Source organism: Tannockella kyphosi, assembly GCF_021054785.1.
GTDB classification, from domain to species: Bacteria; Bacillota_I; Bacilli_A; order Erysipelotrichales; family Coprobacillaceae; genus Tannockella; species Tannockella kyphosi.
This window is the reverse complement of record NZ_CP088239.1, coordinates 1,622,883-1,642,232: the sequence shown is the minus strand read 5'-3', so window position 1 is coordinate 1,642,232 and position 19,350 is coordinate 1,622,883. Positions and strand designations below refer to the sequence as shown.

Here is a 19,350-nt window from a genome sequence, read left to right as displayed (position 1 = left end):
AGATACTTTTTTAATTATAAGGATTTTAGTTAAGGTAATACTTTGTTTGCAGTATATATTTGATACCATTCTTCTCTAGTAAGAGATACGTTAATTGCATCTAAAGTATCTAATAAGTTCTTAATAGAAGTAGTACCTGCAATAGGTTGCATATTAGATGGATGACGTAAGATCCATGCTGTTACGATAGCTACTTTTGATACTTTATATTTAGTAGCTAATGTTTCTAGAACAACATTTAATTCTGGATATTCAGGATTATCAATAAATGTTTCACTGTTTAATGTTTCTCGAATGGTAGACCAGGGTTGTATTGTAATATCGTTTAACATACAGTAGTCTAAGATAGCACCATCATAATCAATAGCAGTAGGTACTTCCATGTTTACATAGAAGCCTTGATCAATCATACTAGCATGAGCAGGGCCAAATTGTAATTGATTGATAACAATAGGTTGTTTACAATATTTTTTTAATAATTCTATTTGACTAGGTTTTTGATTAGAAACACCAAAGTAATGAACTTTCCCTAATTCATATAACTCATTAAATGCTTCTGCTACTTCTTTAGGATCCATTAGAGCATCAGGACGATGTAATAATAAAACATCTAAATAATCTGTTTGTAGTCTTTCTAGTGATCCCTCTACACTTTTTAAAATATACTCTTTTGAAAAGTCAAAACAGATACCTGGACGAATAGCACATTTTGATTGAATAATCATTGTTTCTCTTAGATTAGGATTTCTTGCTAATACTTCTCCAAATACTACTTCTGATTGTCCTGCTCCATAAATATCCGCATGATCAAAGAAGTTTACTCCATGATTCAAGGCAGTAAGTACTAATTCTTCTACTTCTTCTACGCTTTTGGATGCGATACGCATACATCCTAAAGCTATTTTAGAAGCTTTTAAATTTGTTTGTGGTAGTGTATAATATTCCATATAAATTCCTCCTTGTTATTTATTATAACATGGATTTGATAGAAAGTAGGGTATAAAATGAGTTCTATTATAGAAATGGTTGTATATATTTTAGCTGTTTTACTTGCTATGTATGGATTAAGTGCTTTTCATTTTGAAAAATATATACGTAAAGAAAGAACAAAAGAATTTTATGTGTTTTATTTAGTTACTTCTTTTGCTTTAGGATATTTATTTGCACAATTTATTTTAACATTCGCATTAATACGATTATAAAACATATATTTTCCTAGAGGGAAAATAATGAAAAAAATAACAATAAAAATAAGCATACTTCTCATTCTCTTTGTTTTATCCTGTTTGTTTTACAAACAGGATAAGGAAGAGTTTTTTGTAGAAGAAATAGAAGTGGAAGAGATGGTGTATTGTGATGATCAAGAGATATTATTGGATGATTATTTGTTAGGGGTAGTAGCAGGAGAAATGCCGGCATCTTTTGAATTAGAAGCTTTAAAGGCACAGGTGGTTGCAAGTAGAACTTATGTTTATTCTAGAGAGATGCAAGTGGATGCAACGACTTTATCACAAGTGTATTTAGATAGCCAAGATCAACAAGTTAAGTGGGGAGATAATTATGAGTTGTATGTAACAAAAATACAACAAGCAATAGAAGAAACAAAGGGTGTTGTTTTGATGTATGAAGGGGATTATATTAGTGCTTTGTTTTTTTCTTATAGTAATGGATATACTGAAAATAATGAGGATTATTTTAATGGAGAAGCTGTTAGTTATTTAAGAAGTGTAGAAAGTCCTTATGATAGTAGTGTAAGGGATTTAGAAACAACAGTATCTTTTAGTAAGGATGAGTTAGTAAGTATTTTTAATGTAAGTGAAATTGTATTTAGTGAGATAAGTTATTATGATAGTGGTAGGGTTGCTAGTATTTGTGTGAGTGGAGAGCTCTATACAGGAAGAGAAGTAAGGGAGTTATTGGGTTTAGATTCTAGTGATTTTATTATTGACGAAGGGAATTTAGAGTATCAATTTATATGTAGTGGATATGGTCATGGGGTTGGAATGTCGCAATATGGAGCACAAGGAATGGCATTAGTAGGGTATGATTATGAGGAGATAGTAAGTTATTATTATAGTGGGGTAGAAATTGTAAAAATAGAAGCATAGAATTTTATTTCTTGGTAACAATAGTTTCGAGGTGATAAAATGAAAAGCTTTTTAACGAAAAATCGTCAGTTATTTTTATTTTGTAGTGTGGTTTTGTTGTTTTTGGTTGGGGTTGGTTTTATACAGACTGCAGTGGATTCAAATGTAGTATATAATGAGATACCAGTAGTAGAAAACCAAGAACAAGAAGTAGCACAAGAAATAGTGGTGGAAACATTGGTTGCACCAGTAGAAGAAGCATCTATTGTTCGTTATTATTATGATATTAATGGAGATCAAAGTAAGTTAGAAAATGCATTAGTATATTTTGAGGGTGTCTATCGTCCTAATTTAGGCATTGATTATAGCAATAATGGAGAGAGCTTTGATGTATTAGCTAGTGCTAGTGGTACGATAACAAAGGTTAGTGATGATGCATTATTAGGATGGTTGGTAACGATAGAACATGATTATGGAATAGAAACAACTTATCAATCTTTAAGTGAAGTAATGGTTGAAAAAGATCAAAAAGTAAGTCAAGGAGAAGTAATTGGAACAAGTGGAGAAAACTTATATGAAGCAGATTTAGGGAATCATTTGCATTATGTAGTGGAAATAGACAATATTATTATTAATCCTGAATCCGTAATTGGTTTAACTCTAGATAAGATATCTTAAACAATCAACAGATAGCGCTAAAAGATTGCACTATTTGTTTTTTTTACCTTGTAAACATCAAAAAATATGATACAATTAGTAAAGTTAAATAGGAGGTAAAGTATGGCACTGTCAAAAGAAATAGGTATCGATTTAGGTACTGCAAACATATTAATTTATATTAAAGGAGAAGGTATCGTTGTAAATGAACCTTCAGTAGTAGCAATCAATGAAGAAACAAAAAGAGCGTTAGCTGTCGGTGGTGAAGCAAAAGAAATGTTAGGAAAAACTCCTGGAAAGGTTGTAGCAGTACGTCCATTAAAAGATGGTGTTATTGCTGATTTCCAAATCACTGAAATTTTATTAACACATTTTATTAATAAATTACATTTAAAAGGAATTTTCTCTCGTCCTACGGTATTAATTTGTTGTCCTACTAATATTACATCAATCGAAAAAAGTGCGATTAAAGATGTAGCAGAACGTTGTGGTGCAAAAAGAGTATATATTGAAGAAGAACCAAAAGTAGCAGCTATTGGAGCTGGTTTAGATATTTCTAAACCAACAGGTAATATGGTAATTGATATTGGTGGTGGTACTACTGATATTGCAGTATTATCATTAGGTGATATTGTAACTAGTAGTTCTTTAAAGATTGCAGGAGATGTAATGGATGAAGAATTAATTAAATTTATCAAAGATAAATATAAATTATTAATTGGAGATCGTACTGCTGAAAGAGTAAAAATGGAAATTGGTTGTGCTTTAAAAGGATTTATCGATAGTTCTATTGAAGTACGTGGTCGTGACTTAGTTACGGGATTACCTCATACTATTACATTATCTTCTGATGAGACAGAATTAGCTCTAAGAGAATCTTGTCAAACAATTGTACGTGAAGTAAAACGTGTATTAGAACAAACTCCTCCAGAGTTATCTGCTGATATTGTGGAACGTGGAGTATTCATCACTGGTGGTGGAGCATTATTAAAAGGATTAGATAAGTTAATTGAACAAGAAATTAATGTTCCTGTGTTTATTGCAGAAGACCCATTAAACTGTGTGGCGAATGGAACTGGTATTATGTTAGAAAATTTACATTATTTAAGATAAAAAGATATGGGTCCATATCTTTTTTTTGTTGAAAAGGAGGTTTGAAGATGCTTGAGATAGCTTTGTATTATGTAGTAGCGTTTATTATTGCAGCTCTATTTATGCCTTTTGTAATGAAGGCAGGAACTTATTTTGGGGTTGTTGCAAAGATGAATGAACGTACGGTACATACTCATGAGATACCAAGAATTGGGGGATATACGATATATATTGCTTTTTTGATTGCAGCTTTGATCTTCTTGAAAACAGATACACAGGTGAATGCTATTTTATTAGGTGGATTTGTTACTTTTATGGTAGGGTTATATGATGATGTTCATGATATATCACCTAGATTAAAGTTGATAGGACAAATTGTAGCTGCTTGTATTGTTATTTTTTATGGAGATATTCATCTCCAAAACTTTGGAGAAGAAATTCCTTATTTTGCAGAAGTTATTACTTTATTTTGGATTGTAGGAATAACAAATGCAATTAATTTAATAGATGGTTTAGATGGTTTATCAGGAGGTATATCAGTTATTGTTTTATTTACTATTTCTTATACTTCTTATTTATCAGGAAGAGTAGATATTGCTTCTTTATCTTTAATACTTGCAGGAGCTATTAGTGGCTTTCTGTTATATAATTTCCATCCAGCTAAGATTTTCATGGGAGATTGTGGAGCGTTGTTTATCGGCTTTATGATTGCATCTATTTCTTTATTAGGGTTTGGATATAATAGTTCTACTTTCTTTACATTAGGAGCACCTATTGTTGTATTAATGGTACCTATTATGGATACATTAATAGCGATTGTTCGTAGAAAAGTAAGACATAAAAAATTTAATGAAGCAGACAAAAGACATATTCATCATCGTTTGATGTATAAGTTTAACTTATCTCATCAAAGAAGTGTATTGGTGTTGTATGTAATAACACTTATTTTCTCTTTTATTTCTATTTTATATTATTATAATCCTAGTTTTGGAGTATTTTGTTTTTTAATAATGATGCTTCTAACAGAACTATTTGTTGAGTTATCGAATATGATATCTAGAAAATACAAACCGGTTGTTACTATTGCTAATATTTTCTTAAATAGAGATGATTTACCTAAAATAAGAATGATTGAAAAATATCGTTATACAAAAAGAATGAAAATAATAACCATTATTATATTATCATTTGTAGTTTGTTTTTTAATTTATCAAAATCAAGAAGAACTAACTTCTGTCGTAGAACAAGAAGAAATAGAAGTGCCTTATGATGCTTTAGATAACCAAACAACATTATTAAGTGAATTATACCTTGATTTAAGTGATGCTTTTAGTAATGGACAAAGAGAAACAGAATATAAATTATTTGCTAGTTACTTTATGGCTGATATATTAACAACCTATGATGATACTGGTTTATTAGAAGGTGATGGTTATTTACATGAGACAGTGGAAGAAGAATTTATTGAATACTTTGGAAAAAATTATGGTTTTTTACAAAGTGAGTATAGTGATTTAGAAGTTACAAGTTATGATATTATTTCTAGTTCTCCAACTTCTTTAACTTATGAAGGAATTGATAGTACTAAATATTATCGTGTTTATATTGAATATACACTAAATCAAGAAGTAAAAGAATTAACAGGGTTTGGAACAATTATCGTAGTTTATGAAAGTGATCGTTATTATGTGGTAGGGATGGATTTATTAAAACCAGAATTTGAACAAACATTAACGGAAAATAGCTTGAATACAGTGGAAGAGTAAAAAGAATGCAAAAAAATTTGCATTCTTTTTTTGTTGATATTGTCTATAAAAAATAGAATTCTCGTAAAAATGCTTATAATATTTGTTGCATACAATAAATATCTATGATAGTATGGTCATCAGTTAGCCTTTGCTAACCAAGAAAGAGGGAACAAGATGAAACAACATGAACAGTTTAAAAATAGATTACCCATTCATGAAGCTAGAAGTGCTATTGTTGAGTTTTTAGAACAACAAAGAATAATGAATGTAGCAGTTTTAGGGCAAGATGGTTTTGCTGTTATTGATAGTATTGATTATTTTTATTTTATGGATCAACATATTGCAATAGTTCCACCAATGTCAAAACTTGCTAACTATTTAGAAGATAAATCAGTATTTTCTGGATTTATTCAAGAAGGTTTTGGAAAAGGTGCTAAAAAGTTTTACGGACAAATAGAGTGCAATCGTTTAACAGGAGATGAAAATTTTATCAACGAGTTAGCCAAAACTAACCACATGATATCAAAAATGAAATCACACCGTGCTAAGTTCTTCCAACTTAATTTTCTGGAAGCAACTATTTCATTAAGTCACAGTGAAGTATATAACATCAAAAATGATTTACAACCAACATTTGCTCGCTTTGCACCAAATGGTAGAGAACGTTTTGAAAACAGTCGTCAAGTATTAATGACATACTTAGATCGTAATGTTATTTTTAGTGTTTTGGTAGAAGGAGATACTTATTATTGTCTTGCTAAAAGTGATTCATTTAAGATGGAACATATTAAAGCAGGAAATACTTGTATGATCTATGATGGAAAAGATAATCATTTTGAAACTGTTATTGAAATAGTTGATGATAAAAAAGAAGAAATTTTCCAAAAATTAGTTGCTACCAACAATGCTTATTTTAAAGAGAATACTGGTTTAGTAGCATTAACATTTAAAAAAAGCAAATAAAGGGGAACTAAATGAACATTATTACAATGAATGAAGTGAAAGTAGGATATGAGAAAAATATTATCATTGATGATTTATCACTTTCTATTAAAAAAGGACAAATAACTACCATTATTGGAGAAAATGGTTGTGGGAAGTCTACTTTATTAAAAACAATTGGTCGTATTTTAAGACCAAAACATGGAGAAGTATTTGTAGAAGATTTGAATATTCATAAAACAAATACCAAACAAATAGCAAAAATCATTGGTATGTTACCACAATCTCCTAAAGCACCTAGTGGTTTAAGTGTTGGAGAAATTGTTGAATATGGACGTTTTCCACACAAAAAGAAACGTGAACGTTTTAATCAAGAAGATCATGACATTATTAATTGGGCTTTAGAACAAACAGATTTGTTAGAGTTTAAAGACCGTAATATTAATGCTTTATCTGGTGGTCAAAGACAACGTGTATGGGTAGCTATGGTTTTAGCTCAACAAACAGATGTTATTTTATTAGATGAACCAACCACTTATTTAGATATGGCTTATCAATTAGAAGTATTACAATTAGTACAATCTTTAAATAAAGATAAAGGGATTACTGTTATTATGGTACTTCATGATATTAATCAAGCAAGTAGATTTTCTGATGAATTAATTATGTTGAAAAAAGGAGAAGTAATTAGACAAGGTTCTCCTAAAGAAATTATGAATAAAGAAAATCTTAGAGAAGTATTTAAGATAGAAGCAAATATTATTAATTTACCAGATAGTGAAATCCCAGTTTGTATTTCTTATGAACTAATGGATAGGGAGGTTCATGGTGGAAGTAAATAGAAGAGTGAAAAAATCAACCCTTACTATTTGGGTCATTAGTTTTCTAACATTGTTTATTGTTTGTGCATTTGTTACGTTAACCTATTTAGCACCAGCTTCTTCAATAGAACAAGTGATTCAATCAGTCCTTCATTATGATCCAAATGATATGATTCATTATGTCAATGTAACAATTAAATTCCCTAGAATTTTAGGCGCTCTTCTTGTTGGTGGATCACTAGCAGTAGGTGGGGCAGTAATGCAAGGGATTACTAGAAATTATTTAGCAAGTCCTGATGTTGTTGGGGTAAGTAGTGGTGCAAACCTAGGTTTAACAATTGCTTATACCATTAGTTTAGGTACAAATACTTATCTTACTAATTTAACATTTTCTATGATTGGAGCAGCTATTTCTACTTGTATTATCTTTGCTATTTCTTCTAGAATTCGTGGTAGAGAATCAGGCGTGAAGTTGTTACTAGCAGGAACTGCTTTAGGAACGTTATTTTCTTCTATAAGTACAGCTATTACTCTTTGGTCTTATACAGAACAAGGAGCAGGTATTTATTTATGGAATAACTCTGGTTTGTTAGGGATCCGTTGGATTGGTATTGGAGTTTTATGTGTTGGATTAGTGGGTGTTGTTATTGCTTTTTGTATCGCAGGGAAGTTAACTGTGTTATCAATGGGTGAAGAGACAGCTATTAGTTTAGGACAAAATGTAAAAAGAACAAAATTACTGGGAGTAATTAGTGTTGTTTTCATATCAGCTTCGTGTGTAAGTGTTGTTGGTAATATAGGATTTATCGGTCTAATTATCCCGAATATTATAAAAATGGGTGTTGGAGAGGATTACCGTAAGGTAGTACCTTATTCAGCATTGTTTGGAAGTATGTTATTGATTATTGCTGATGTGATTAGTCGATTAATTAATATGCCAGTAGAAACACCAGTTGGTATTGTTACTTCGATTATTGGAATACCTATCTTCCTTTATTTAATTAATTCTAAAAAAGCGAAAGGAGTATTCTAATGGCGAAATTAACAAATAAACAACGTACAAAAATACTTCTTCCTATCTTTATTGGTTTCTTATTTTGTGGCTTAATATGGTCTATTAATATTGGGTATACCCCACTATCAATTGATCGTATTATTGCAACCATCTTTGGATTTGGAGATGCAAAAGAAAACTTTATTATTTGGGACATTCGAATTGCTAGAACAGTAGTTGCTATTTTTGTAGGAATGTGTTTAGCAGCATCGGGTGCGATTATGCAAGGAGTTACACGTAACCCCTTAGCTACTCCTAATATGATTGGAGTTTCTTCTGGAGCAAGCTTTGGTATTTTACTTGTTGTATTTATGTATGATAAAGGATTACCGATGCTAATGCCTTATCCTATTGCAGCCGTGATTGGTGGATTTCTTGTTTTTGGGATAGTCTATGGATTAGCTCTAAAACATGATTTATCACCAACGAAATTGATTTTAAACGGTATTGCAGTTAATTCTTGTATTGGAGCAGTTTCATTACTGTTGACAATAAAATTAAGTGATGATGCTTATTTAATGTTGACACTTTCTCAAGCTGGTAATTTAACTTTTGCTAGTTGGAAAATGATCTTTATTGGATTTGCAGTTGCAATTCCATGTCTTATCTATGTTTTCTATAGTACATTTTGTTTAAATATATTGAACTTAGATGATGATTTGGCAATTGGATTAGGGTTGGATTTACGTAAAGAACGTAATAAGTTATTATGTATTACCATCCTACTCACATCTGTATCTGTTTATGTTGCAGGTACGATTGGATTTGTTGGGTTAATTGCCCCACATATTGCCAAGAGAATCGTAGGATCTAATTTCAAATTATTCCTACCAATCTCAATGTGCTTTGGTGCTGGCTTAGTTATGTTTGCTGACATCGTGGCAAAAATCTTAGTAAATGATATTAATGGTGCTTTATATGTACCAGTAGGAATCACGATTTCTATATTAGGCGCACCTTATTTATTATATTTACTATTTACACAAGATAGATAATCTATCAACTATATTTCAAGGAGAGAAAAATGAAAAAATTTACATCATTAATGTTAGCTTTCACTTTTGTAGTGAGTATGTTAACAGGTTGTTCAAACAACGAAGAAGAAGTACAAGATACAGTAGTAGCTACTATCACAATGGCGGATGGAGAGCAAGCATTACCAAGCGAATTTAGTGATTATGCAATCTTAGATTGGGGTTATTTAGATCATTTAATCCATTTAGATGCAGCTCCAAAAGCATCACCTATTACTAGTGAACCAGCAGAAGATGCAACAGATGCACAAATTGTTTCTTATTTAGATGGTTATGGAAGAACATATCCTGATCGTAGTGTATTAGATGGGATTGAACCTATTAATGCAACAGATGATGGTATTGATTTTGAACAATTATTAGATTTAGATTTAAATTATATTATTACTAGTGAATCAAATATTGAATATTCAGACAAATTAAATGCGATTGCTCCAACTTATTTCTTACCTTCTAGTTTATCTTATGATGAAGATGGAAACAAAGATTGGAAACAAATTCATGAAACTTTAGCTCAATTAGTAGGTAAAGAAGAAGAAGCTGCTGCAAATATTGCAACTTATGATGAAACAGTAGCTAGTTATCAAGCTGCTTTTGAAGATGCTGGAATTGATTTAGAAGGAAAAACTGCAATTGTTACACAAATTTCAACAAAAGGTGTTCAATATAGTTTAGCTGCTTCTCATCCTCATGTTTATGAACAATTAGGATTATCTTTACCAGAAGGATTCCCGACAGAAAGTGGTTATTTAGCATTAGAAAACTTAATTGAATATGATCCAGATTATTTATTTATTAATGTAGAAAGTTGGGAAGATTTCGCAACATATGAAGCTTCTCCAATTTGGCAAAATTTAACTGCAGTACAAAATGGAAACGTATTTGAATTTGCTCATAATGTATGGAACAGATCAAATGGTTCAATGGTTGCTTTAATGAGAGTAAGCGATGTAGGAGATTTCATTTTAGATGGAACTCAAGTTACTGCACGTTATGATTATATTGATTAATAAAAACAATAAGCCTATCTTAAATGATGGGCTTTCTTTTTATCAGGGTATCCAATATTTGATACGGAGTAGGAGAAAAAAATGAGAATATTTTTTAAACATGTTAAACCATATTTAGGCTTCTTTTTATTAGCCCCAATATTTATGTTGATTGAAGTATATTGTGATGTAAAAATACCTTCCTTATCAGCTAATATTATTAACCTAGCCATAGCTGGGACAACGAACAGGGAAATCTTAATGTCAGTAGCAGAGATGTTTCTATATGCAATCATTGCATTAGGTGGTGGAATTGGGTCTTCTTTTTGTGCTACTAGAGCATCGGTTCATTTCTGTCATGATTTAAGAGCAGAACTATTTGAAAGGATTCAAGCTTTTTCTTTTTATAATATAGATAAATTTAGTACTGGTTCTTTGGTAACGAGACTAACGAATGATGTAACGCAAGTAGGACAAATTATTGTGATGTCTTTACGGATGTTGTTTAGAGCACCAGGGATGTTAATTGGAGCTATTATTATGGCTTATCGTATTAGTCCATCGATGTCTATTTTGTTTTTTATTTTAACACCTGTTTTAGCAATGATTGTTTTTTGTGTATTACAAGTGTCTTATCCTCGTTTTGCAAAACTGCAAGATCGTATTGATGCAATAAACACAACCGTGCAAGAAGGTCTTATTAATGTTCGTGTTATTAAGGCATTTACTAGAGAAGGATTTGAAAAAGAGAAGTTTAAAGAAGTAAATGAAAATTTAAGAGATACGGGACTTAGTGCTTATCGAGTAAATATTATTCAGATGCCTTTAATGACTTTTACAGTAAATATGACAACAATTGCTATTTTATGGTTTGGAAGTAGTTTGCTGGGAACAGGAGAATTATTGATTGGAGATATTAGTGCTTTTATTACGTATTTAACACAGATATTGATGTCTGTAAATATGATTGCAAATGTCTTTTTACAAAGTGCTCGTTCAGCAGTTAGTGCAAATCGTATTCGTGAGGTATTAGAAGATGATATTGATATTCATGATCAAGATGCTCTTTATCCAAATAAAGTAATAGAAAGTGGTTCTATTCGTTTTGAAAATGTTTATTTCCGTTATTTTGAAAATGCCAAAGAGAATGTATTAACTAATATTAATTTAGAGATTCTTTCTGGACAATCAATTGGGATTGTTGGTTCTACAGGTTGTGGTAAAACTAGTTTAGTGCATTTGATTTCTAGATTGTATGATGTTAGTAGTGGTGCCGTTTATGTTGATGATACGAATGTAAAAGATTATTCTTTAACTAATTTAAGACAAGGAGTAGCAGTTGTATTACAAAATAATTTATTGTTTTCAGGAACTGTAAAAGAAAACTTACTTTGGGGGAACCCCAATGCAAGTTTAGAAGAAATGGTAGAAGCTAGTGAGTTTGCTGCTGCCAAAGAGTTTGTTGAAAAGATGAGTGATCAATTTGATACTTTTATTAATCAAGGTGGTCATAACTTATCGGGAGGACAAAAACAAAGGTTGTGTATTGCAAGAGCGTTGATGAAAAAGACAAAGATATTGTTGTTAGATGATTCATCAAGTGCTGTTGATATGGCAACAGAGAGAAAGATTATTCATCATTTAACATATGATTTAAAAGATATGACAAAGATTATTATTGCTCAACGATTATCTTCTGTAATAAATTGTGATTTGATTGTTGTAATGGAACAAGGGAGTATTAGTGCGATTGGAAGTCATTTACAATTATTAGAACAATCGAAAGTGTATCAAGAGATTTATTATTCTCAAAATGATAATGGTGCATGTGATAGTGTGACTTATGAATAAAGGAGCTAAATATGAGTGATAAAAGAGATTTTTCAAGAGTAACCCCACCAATGGGGATGGGTCCTAAGGGTGGTAGAGGACCTGGAGGTCCTAAAGGAAGGTTTCAAGAACCGGTTAAACCTAAAAATACAAAGGATACAATTATTAGGTTATTATCTTATTTAGGTAAATATCGTCTTCTATTAGTAATTGCTTTATTCTTTGTTGTCATCAATAGTGTGTTTTCAATACTTGCTACTTATCAAATAAGACCGATTGTTAATGGTTTAGCTAGTGGCATGGAAAAGACACAATTAATAAAGCAATTAGGATTAATGGCAATCATTTATGCGGTGGCTGTTTGTAGTAACTATATTCAATCACGTATTATGTTAGAAATAGCCCAAAATTCATTAGCACGATTACGAGAAGATTTGTTTGAAAAGATGCAACAATTACCAATTCGATTCTTTGATCACCATCAAAATGGAGATCTTATGAGTCGTTTTACAAATGATGTTGATATTGTAAATCAAATGCTTTCTAGTACGGCAGTAAGTCTGGTATCTAGTATCTTTACATTAACTACTACGATTTTAATCATGTTTTATACGAATTGGATATTAGCTAGTATTTTATTGTTAACAAGTCCTTTGTTATCGATAGTAACCAAAGTAATATCGAAAAAAACAATCGTTTATTATAAAAAACAACAAGCTAGTATTGGAGCATTAAATGGTTATATTGAAGAACAAGTTACTGGACAAAAAGTAATTAAAGTATTTAATCATGAACAAACTACTATTGATGGTTTTAAAGAATTAAATACTAGTTATCGAGATAAGTCATTTATGGCACAATTTCTAGGAGGAATTATGGGTCCTATTATGGGGTCAATTGGACAACTAGGTTATATTCTTACTGCTTGTGTAGGAGGATTAATGGTAGTTGGTAATCGTTTTGATGTTGGAGGATTTACTATCTTTTTAAATTATTCAAAAAGCTTTTCTCGTCCTATTAATGAAATATTCTCTCAAATAAATACTGTTTTTAGTGCTTTAGCAGGGGCTGAAAGAGTGTTTGAAGTAATGAATCATCCTAGTGAAAGGAATGAAGGAACATATCAAGGAGAAATTATAGGAGAAGTAGTTTTAAAGAATGTTGATTTTGGATATCGAGAAGATAAAAAAGTATTGAAAAATATTTCATTGCATGCATTGCCATCTCAAAAGATTGCTTTTGTAGGGTCTACAGGAGCTGGGAAAACAACGATTACTAATTTATTGAATCGTTTTTATGATATTCAATCTGGTGTAATTGAAATAGATGGAAAAGATTTGAAAGAGATTGATAAAAAAGTATTAAGAGAAAATATTGCAATGGTATTGCAAGATACTCATCTTTTTACTGGTACTATTATGGAAAATGTACGTTATGGTCGTTTAGATGCAACGGATAAAGAAGTAATGGAAGCTTGTATTAGTGCGAATGCAGATAAGTTTATTGATCGTTTGGAAAATGGTTATCAAACGATATTAACAGGAGATGGATCTAATTTAAGTGGGGGACAAAGACAGCTATTAAATATTGCTAGAGCTGCGATATCAAAGGCACCTATTTTAGTATTAGATGAAGCAACTAGTTCAGTAGATACAAGAACAGAACGTCATATAGAAGAAGCTTTAAATCGTTTAATGAAAGCAAGAACGACATTTGTTATTGCTCATCGTTTATCTACGGTTCGTAATTGTGATGAGATTATTGTATTAGAAGATGGTCAAATTATTGAAAGTGGAACACATCAACAATTATTAGAAAAACAAGGTAAGTATTTTAATTTATATACAGGATTAGAGAAGTTGGGTTAATGTATGGATAAGAAATATTTATTAATTAAATTGTTAGATATTTGTAATGGTGTAAAACCAGGCAAAAAATCGAAAGATCTTCCTAGAGATAAAAAAATGCATCCTTCTGCTAGAAAACTACTTTGTATTTTATATATTGAACAACGATTGAATCAAAGAAGAATGGCTGAATTAATGCATATGAGTGCACAAGCAGTTTCAGTTATTGTTGTTAAGTTAGAAAACAGGGGATATGTAGCTAGGGAACAAGGGGAAGTTAATAATGAAAATATTGTTTATTTAACAGAGAAAGGCTTAGAAAAAGCAATGGAAATAGATAAACAAATGGAAGTATATGCAGATAATTTGTTTCAAAATTTTTCTGATGAAGAATTAGAAATATTTGCTATCTTTATCCAAAAACTACAAAGTAATCATTTGATAAATGAAATAAAAGAATAAAGGAGTCTCTTTATTCTTTTTTTGTTATCTAATGACTAGCAATGTGCTAAAATAAGGGTAGAAAAGTTTGTAAAAAGGGAGGTTTTATGAATGAATTATGAAGTACCGAAGTCTGAAAAGATAGCCTATGGTGGAGGGTTATTAGGACAAAATATGATTTATAATTTTATGTCAATGTACATTATGTTTTATTTTACAGATTTACTTATGATACCGACGCAAGCAGCAACAATTATTGTGATTATTGCTAGTTTATGGGATGCAATGAATGATCCAATGATGGGATTATTAACAGACCGTACTAGAACAAAATGGGGTAAGTTTCGTCCTTATATGATTATTGGACCAGTGATTATTGCATGTACGACTATTTTTTGTTTCTTGCAATATGATGTTGCTCCAACAACAACCATTATTCTAGCAGCTATTAGCTATATTTTATGGGGAATGTCGTATACGATTTGCGATATCCCAATATGGGCAATTACTTCCTCTGTTTCTCATGAACCAGATGAACGTAATATTATGGTTACGTTAGGTCGTATTGGCGGTACGATAGGAACGGTTCTTGTAACAGTCGGAAGTATCCATATTCTTAATCTTTTTGGAGGAGAAAGAGTAGCAAGTGCTTATACATTTACTGCAGCTATTATTGCAATCATAGGAGCTATTTTAATGATTATTGCAGGGTTGAAGGTAAAAGAAAGAATTCAACCGGATAAAGAAGTAATCTCTATAAAACAAAACATGAAAACAGTAACACATAATAAACCATTAATGGCATTAATGATGGCTTTATTAGTTACTAATTTGGTGAATGGGATAAGACAAAGTGTACAATTATATTTTGTAGTGTATGTTTGGGGAGACGCTAATTATGTAACTCCAGTAGGACTTAGTTTAGTTATTGGAATGACTTTAGGGATGGTTGTTGCGCCAATGTTAGTAAAGAAGTTTCCTAAGAAAAAACTGTTTTTTATCTTTTCAATCATTGGATCGATTACTAGTATTGTTCCTTTCTTTGGGGGAAGAGAAGATGTGATGTTAGGACTTATCTTTTTGGGATTTAGTTTTGCATGCACTGGTGTTATTAGTATTGTTTGTTCGACGATGTTATTAGATGCAGTTGAGTATTCGGAATGGAAGTTAGGTTATCGAGGGGAAGGAATTATTTTTTCTATTAACACACTGCTAACTAAATTAAGTGCAACGATTGCAAAGCTTATTTTAGGAGTAGGTTTAATAATGATGTGTTATGTAGATAACCAAACAGTAACACCACTTATACAAACAGGATTCAGTTCTATGATGTATGTAATACCAGCAATTAGCTTTATTATCGCGATGATTCCAATGATGTTCTATAATTTAACAGATCAACAAAGAATAGAAATCCATGAAGAGTTAGAAGCAAAAAGAAAGGAAGCAGGCAAATAAAATGAATCAAGAACAAATACAAGCATTATTTTTACCACCAGATATTACAAAAGGGAAAAAAGCATTATGTATCCAACCACATCCTGATGATAATGAAGTAGGGATGGGAGGTATTATTAAAAAACTAACGTTGGATGGTTGTCAAGTAGATTATCTTACGATGACAGATGGGTCTTTAGGCGCTTTATCACCAGAATTAACAGGAGATAAATTAGCGTTTGTACGTAATCAAGAAATAAAAGATTCTGGAGCCATTCTAGGAGTAAGTAATTATCATAACTTGGGACTGGTTGATGGTACATTAGATAATATTCCAATGTTAGCAGGGAAGATTGCTGAAGTGATAAGAGAAGGACAATATGATATGATTTTCTGTCCTGATCCATGGCTATCTTATGAAGCCCATTATGATCATGTTGTTACTGGAAAAGCGACAGCACAAGCATTTATCTCTTGTTCATTAGTGGAATACCCAAAAGGTACAAATACACTTCCATGTGCACCCTTTGCAATTGGATTCTATTTTACAAATAATCCCAATACGGTTATTGATGTTACTGATACATTTGATACTAAATTTGAAGCAATGGCTGCTCATCGTAGCCAAATGCCACCTCAATTATTAGATCTTTATCGTACTTACTTTTCGATGCGTGGAATGCAATTAGCAGCAGATAAAGAGTATTCGTTAGGAGAAGCAATTCGCGTAATGAGTAGTTTGCATATGCATTGTTTTGTAGAAGGATCACAGATATAAAGAGAAAGTTTTCTTTCTCTTTTTTTAACGAATTCTATTGAATATATGTAGTGAAATGTTTGTTGTATTTTTTCTTTGTTTATGATATTATGTATAAGCAATGTATAAAAAAACATCGAGGAGGTATAAAAATGTTAGAAAATATATTAAATATCGCATTAGTTATTGATGCTATCGCGCTTATTATTTTATGTCTATTACAAAGTGGTAAATCTGATGGAATTGTGAATGCTCTTTCGGGACAAAGTTCAAATTTGTTTGCACAAACAAAAGAACGTGGAATGGAGTTAGTAATTTCAAGACTTACAATGGGATTAGCGATTGCTTTCTTCGTGATAGCAATTATGCTTAGAATGGGATAAAAGAAATAGGACGTAGTCCTATTTTTTGTTTTAAGGAGGAAAAAATGAAAGAAAAGATAATAGAATTATTAGAAAATGAGAACTTCTTAGAACGTTTAGATGAAGAGATTAGTACTCATTTACAAATAAGTACTAGCCAAGAAGTAAAAGAGTTGTTAAAAGAGTTAAATGAATTAGAAGAACAATGTATTATTATGAAAGATGATGATAATAAGTATTATTTATCTAGTCATTTTAATTGTTATATAGGTAATTTATCTTTGAATAAAAAAGGATATGGTTTTGTAACAATAGAAGGAATGGAACAAGATGTTTTTGTTTCTGTTGATAATTTAAAAGGAAGTATTGATGGAGATACTGTTTTTATACAAATCTTCCAAGCTCCTTATGAAAGTAAAAAAGAAGCAAAAGTATTAAAATTAGTGAAAAGAAATAAAACAAGGATCGTTGGTTTGTTGAAAAAAGGAAAACGTGATTGTTATGTTGAGAGTACTATTTTAGGTTTGGATAAAGAAGTATTTATTGATAAAGCACATCTTCATGGAGCTGTAGTTGGGCATATGGTGGTAGTGGAAATTAAGGCATTTAAGTCAAATGTAAAAGGTACTGTTGTAGAAGTGTTGGGTCATAAAAGTGATCCTGGAATTGATATTCTGGCAATACTAAAGGAACATGATATTGATATTGCTTTCCCTAAGGATGTTTATCAACAAATTGATAAGATAGAAGATGTTGTTCTAGAGAAGGATTTGGTTGGTAGATTAGATTTAAGAGAGGAAGTTATTGTTACTATTGATGGGGATGATGCAAAAGATTTGGATGATGCTATTTCTTTAAAAAGATTAGAGAATGGGAATTATTATTTAGGGGTTCATATTGCAGATGTGTCACATTATGTAACCGAAAGTTCTGCTTTGGATAAAGAAGCGGTTGCTAGGGGAACATCTATTTATTTAGTGGATCGTGTTGTACCAATGTTACCACATAAGTTATCGAATGGAATATGTTCTTTGAATCCACAAGTGGATCGTTTAACATTATCTTGTTTTATGGAAATAGATCATCATGGACAGGTTGTGAATCATAAGATTAGTGATAGTGTAATTCATTCGAATTATCGTATGACATATCATAATGTGAATAAGATATTAGACGGAGATAAGCTTTTACAAGAAGAGTATCATGATGTAATTGATTTATTTTTCTTAATGCAAGAGCTTGCTAAGATATTAGAAGATAGTAAAGCTAGAAGAGGTGCTATTGATTTTGATGTGAAAGAAGCAAAGGTATTAGTTAGTGAAAAAGGAAAAGTAAAAGATATTGTTTTAAGAACCAGAGGAACTAGTGATCGTATTATTGAAGAGTTTATGTTACTTGCTAATCAAACAGTAGCAAAACACTTTGAACAATTAGATTTACCTTTTATTTATCGTGTTCATGAACATCCAAAAGTCGCAAAACTACAAAAATTTCAATCAATAGCTAGTATTCTAGGATATGGGATTGAAGGATCTTTAGAAGATATTAAACCGGTTGTATTAAGTCAATTAGTAGAATCATCAAAAGGAACAGAAAATCATGAACTAATCGCAACTCTTTTATTACGTTGCATGCAAAAAGCAAGATATGATGAACAATGTTTAGGGCATTATGGTTTAGCAGATGAATATTATACACATTTTACTTCACCAATTCGTCGTTATCCTGATTTATTAGTACATCGTTTGATTCGTACGTATTTAGTTGAAAAGGATGTTAGTGAAAAAACATTAGATCATTATGAAATGGTTATTCCTGATTTAGCGTATCAATCTTCAAATCGTGAAAGAATTGCAATTACAGTAGAACGTGATGTAGAAGATATGAAAAAAGCTGAATTTATGGAGCAATATGTAGGTCAAGAATTTGATGGAGTTATTAGTTCGGTTACTAATTTTGGATTTTTTGTTGAATTAGAAAATACGATTGAAGGACTAGTGCATGTTAGTGAGTTATCGGATGACTTCTATTTCTTTAATGAATTGAATTTACAATATGTAGGACAAAGAACTGGTAAGAAGTTTAAGATGTCTGATCATGTTCGTATCCGTGTAAGTAGTGCAAGTAAAAAAGAAAAGAAGATTGACTTTGTAATTGCAGATATGAAAAGTGATTTTAAAAGAAAAACAAAGAAGAAACCTGTTATGAAAAGAAATGCTCATTCTAAAGGGAAACCTAACAAAAGGAGATGA

The 19,350-nt window shown here is 31.0% G+C and carries 18 protein-coding genes; 17 read left to right on the top strand and 1 reads right to left on the bottom strand.

The window, feature by feature from the left end:
• Positions 1–29: 29 nt before the first annotated feature.
• Entirely contained in the window at positions 30–947 is a 918-nt protein-coding gene (locus LRR82_RS08010) for an aldo/keto reductase (protein ID WP_249028913.1), read from the bottom strand.
• A 57-nt stretch (positions 948–1,004) separates the two neighbouring features.
• Here LRR82_RS08010 and LRR82_RS08005 point away from each other — a divergent pair, with 57 nt between their 5' ends.
• The 17 genes from LRR82_RS08005 (at position 1,005) to rnr (ending at position 19,350) form a co-directional block, all read left to right on the top strand.
• Positions 1,005–1,202 (top strand): DUF1146 domain-containing protein, encoded by a 198-nt coding sequence (locus LRR82_RS08005; protein ID WP_249028912.1) that lies wholly within the window; start codon positions 1,005–1,007, stop codon positions 1,200–1,202.
• Positions 1,203–1,229: 27 nt separating this feature from the next.
• Positions 1,230–2,108 (top strand): stage II sporulation protein D, encoded by an 879-nt coding sequence (gene spoIID, locus LRR82_RS08000; RefSeq protein ID WP_249028911.1) that lies wholly within the window; start codon positions 1,230–1,232, stop codon positions 2,106–2,108.
• 39 nt (positions 2,109–2,147) lie between these two features.
• A complete protein-coding gene (locus tag LRR82_RS07995; protein WP_249028910.1) occupies positions 2,148–2,765 on the top strand; it encodes a M23 family metallopeptidase in 618 nt (205 codons plus the stop codon).
• Positions 2,766–2,867: 102 nt separating this feature from the next.
• The gene (gene mreB, locus LRR82_RS07990; protein WP_249028909.1) at positions 2,868–3,857 is read left to right on the top strand and encodes a rod shape-determining protein; all 990 of its coding nucleotides are present in this window, start codon (positions 2,868–2,870) and stop codon (positions 3,855–3,857) included.
• A gap of 47 nt (positions 3,858–3,904) precedes the next feature.
• Positions 3,905–5,602 carry an MraY family glycosyltransferase gene (locus LRR82_RS07985; protein ID WP_249028908.1) on the top strand — a complete coding sequence of 566 codons (1,698 nt, stop codon included), beginning with the start codon at positions 3,905–3,907 and terminating at the stop codon, positions 5,600–5,602.
• 156 nt (positions 5,603–5,758) lie between these two features.
• Entirely contained in the window at positions 5,759–6,547 is a 789-nt protein-coding gene (locus LRR82_RS07980) for a hypothetical protein (protein WP_249028907.1), read from the top strand.
• An 11-nt stretch (positions 6,548–6,558) separates the two neighbouring features.
• Complete coding sequence (locus tag LRR82_RS07975) at positions 6,559–7,368, top strand: ABC transporter ATP-binding protein (protein WP_249028906.1); 810 nt, start codon at positions 6,559–6,561, stop codon at positions 7,366–7,368.
• Entirely contained in the window at positions 7,355–8,380 is a 1,026-nt protein-coding gene (locus tag LRR82_RS07970) for a FecCD family ABC transporter permease (protein ID WP_249028905.1), read from the top strand. The genes LRR82_RS07975 and LRR82_RS07970 overlap by 14 nt, the downstream gene beginning before the upstream one ends.
• The gene (locus tag LRR82_RS07965) at positions 8,380–9,396 is read left to right on the top strand and encodes a FecCD family ABC transporter permease (RefSeq protein WP_249028904.1); all 1,017 of its coding nucleotides are present in this window, start codon (positions 8,380–8,382) and stop codon (positions 9,394–9,396) included. Before LRR82_RS07970 ends, LRR82_RS07965 begins: the two co-directional genes overlap by 1 nt.
• A gap of 29 nt (positions 9,397–9,425) precedes the next feature.
• Positions 9,426–10,445, top strand: a complete 1,020-nt coding sequence (locus tag LRR82_RS07960; RefSeq protein WP_249028903.1) for an ABC transporter substrate-binding protein — start codon at positions 9,426–9,428, stop codon at positions 10,443–10,445.
• Positions 10,446–10,526: 81 nt separating this feature from the next.
• On the top strand, positions 10,527–12,275 hold the full coding sequence (locus LRR82_RS07955; protein ID WP_249028902.1) for an ABC transporter ATP-binding protein: 1,749 nt from the start codon (positions 10,527–10,529) through the stop codon (positions 12,273–12,275).
• 11 nt (positions 12,276–12,286) lie between these two features.
• On the top strand, positions 12,287–14,122 hold the full coding sequence (locus LRR82_RS07950) for an ABC transporter ATP-binding protein (protein WP_249028901.1): 1,836 nt from the start codon (positions 12,287–12,289) through the stop codon (positions 14,120–14,122).
• 3 nt (positions 14,123–14,125) lie between these two features.
• Entirely contained in the window at positions 14,126–14,563 is a 438-nt protein-coding gene (locus LRR82_RS07945) for a MarR family winged helix-turn-helix transcriptional regulator (protein ID WP_249028900.1), read from the top strand.
• 90 nt (positions 14,564–14,653) lie between these two features.
• Positions 14,654–16,000, top strand: a complete 1,347-nt coding sequence (locus tag LRR82_RS07940; RefSeq protein ID WP_249028899.1) for an MFS transporter — start codon at positions 14,654–14,656, stop codon at positions 15,998–16,000.
• Between the two features lies 1 nt (position 16,001).
• Positions 16,002–16,757, top strand: coding sequence for a PIG-L deacetylase family protein (locus tag LRR82_RS07935; protein WP_249028898.1), 756 nt, complete (start codon positions 16,002–16,004; stop codon positions 16,755–16,757).
• A 131-nt stretch (positions 16,758–16,888) separates the two neighbouring features.
• Positions 16,889–17,119 carry a preprotein translocase subunit SecG gene (gene secG, locus LRR82_RS07930; RefSeq protein WP_249028897.1) on the top strand — a complete coding sequence of 77 codons (231 nt, stop codon included), beginning with the start codon at positions 16,889–16,891 and terminating at the stop codon, positions 17,117–17,119.
• Between the two features lie 44 nt (positions 17,120–17,163).
• Complete coding sequence (gene rnr / locus LRR82_RS07925; protein ID WP_249028896.1) at positions 17,164–19,350, top strand: ribonuclease R; 2,187 nt, start codon at positions 17,164–17,166, stop codon at positions 19,348–19,350.

What these genes read in the sequence shown, in the direction of transcription:
- LRR82_RS08010 (WP_249028913.1), bottom strand. Translation starts at nt 947, where the DNA reads ATGGAATATTATACACTACCACAAACAAATTTAAAAGCTTCTAAAATA.
- LRR82_RS08005 (WP_249028912.1), top strand. Translation starts at nt 1,005, where the DNA reads ATGAGTTCTATTATAGAAATGGTTGTATATATTTTAGCTGTTTTACTT.
- spoIID (WP_249028911.1), top strand. Translation starts at nt 1,230, where the DNA reads ATGAAAAAAATAACAATAAAAATAAGCATACTTCTCATTCTCTTTGTT.
- LRR82_RS07995 (WP_249028910.1), top strand. Translation starts at nt 2,148, where the DNA reads ATGAAAAGCTTTTTAACGAAAAATCGTCAGTTATTTTTATTTTGTAGT.
- mreB (WP_249028909.1), top strand. Translation starts at nt 2,868, where the DNA reads ATGGCACTGTCAAAAGAAATAGGTATCGATTTAGGTACTGCAAACATA.
- LRR82_RS07985 (WP_249028908.1), top strand. Translation starts at nt 3,905, where the DNA reads ATGCTTGAGATAGCTTTGTATTATGTAGTAGCGTTTATTATTGCAGCT.
- LRR82_RS07980 (WP_249028907.1), top strand. Translation starts at nt 5,759, where the DNA reads ATGAAACAACATGAACAGTTTAAAAATAGATTACCCATTCATGAAGCT.
- LRR82_RS07975 (WP_249028906.1), top strand. Translation starts at nt 6,559, where the DNA reads ATGAACATTATTACAATGAATGAAGTGAAAGTAGGATATGAGAAAAAT.
- LRR82_RS07965 (WP_249028904.1), top strand. Translation starts at nt 8,380, where the DNA reads ATGGCGAAATTAACAAATAAACAACGTACAAAAATACTTCTTCCTATC.
- LRR82_RS07960 (WP_249028903.1), top strand. Translation starts at nt 9,426, where the DNA reads ATGAAAAAATTTACATCATTAATGTTAGCTTTCACTTTTGTAGTGAGT.
- LRR82_RS07955 (WP_249028902.1), top strand. Translation starts at nt 10,527, where the DNA reads ATGAGAATATTTTTTAAACATGTTAAACCATATTTAGGCTTCTTTTTA.
- LRR82_RS07950 (WP_249028901.1), top strand. Translation starts at nt 12,287, where the DNA reads ATGAGTGATAAAAGAGATTTTTCAAGAGTAACCCCACCAATGGGGATG.
- LRR82_RS07945 (WP_249028900.1), top strand. Translation starts at nt 14,126, where the DNA reads ATGGATAAGAAATATTTATTAATTAAATTGTTAGATATTTGTAATGGT.
- LRR82_RS07940 (WP_249028899.1), top strand. Translation starts at nt 14,654, where the DNA reads ATGAATTATGAAGTACCGAAGTCTGAAAAGATAGCCTATGGTGGAGGG.
- LRR82_RS07935 (WP_249028898.1), top strand. Translation starts at nt 16,002, where the DNA reads ATGAATCAAGAACAAATACAAGCATTATTTTTACCACCAGATATTACA.
- secG (WP_249028897.1), top strand. Translation starts at nt 16,889, where the DNA reads ATGTTAGAAAATATATTAAATATCGCATTAGTTATTGATGCTATCGCG.
- rnr (WP_249028896.1), top strand. Translation starts at nt 17,164, where the DNA reads ATGAAAGAAAAGATAATAGAATTATTAGAAAATGAGAACTTCTTAGAA.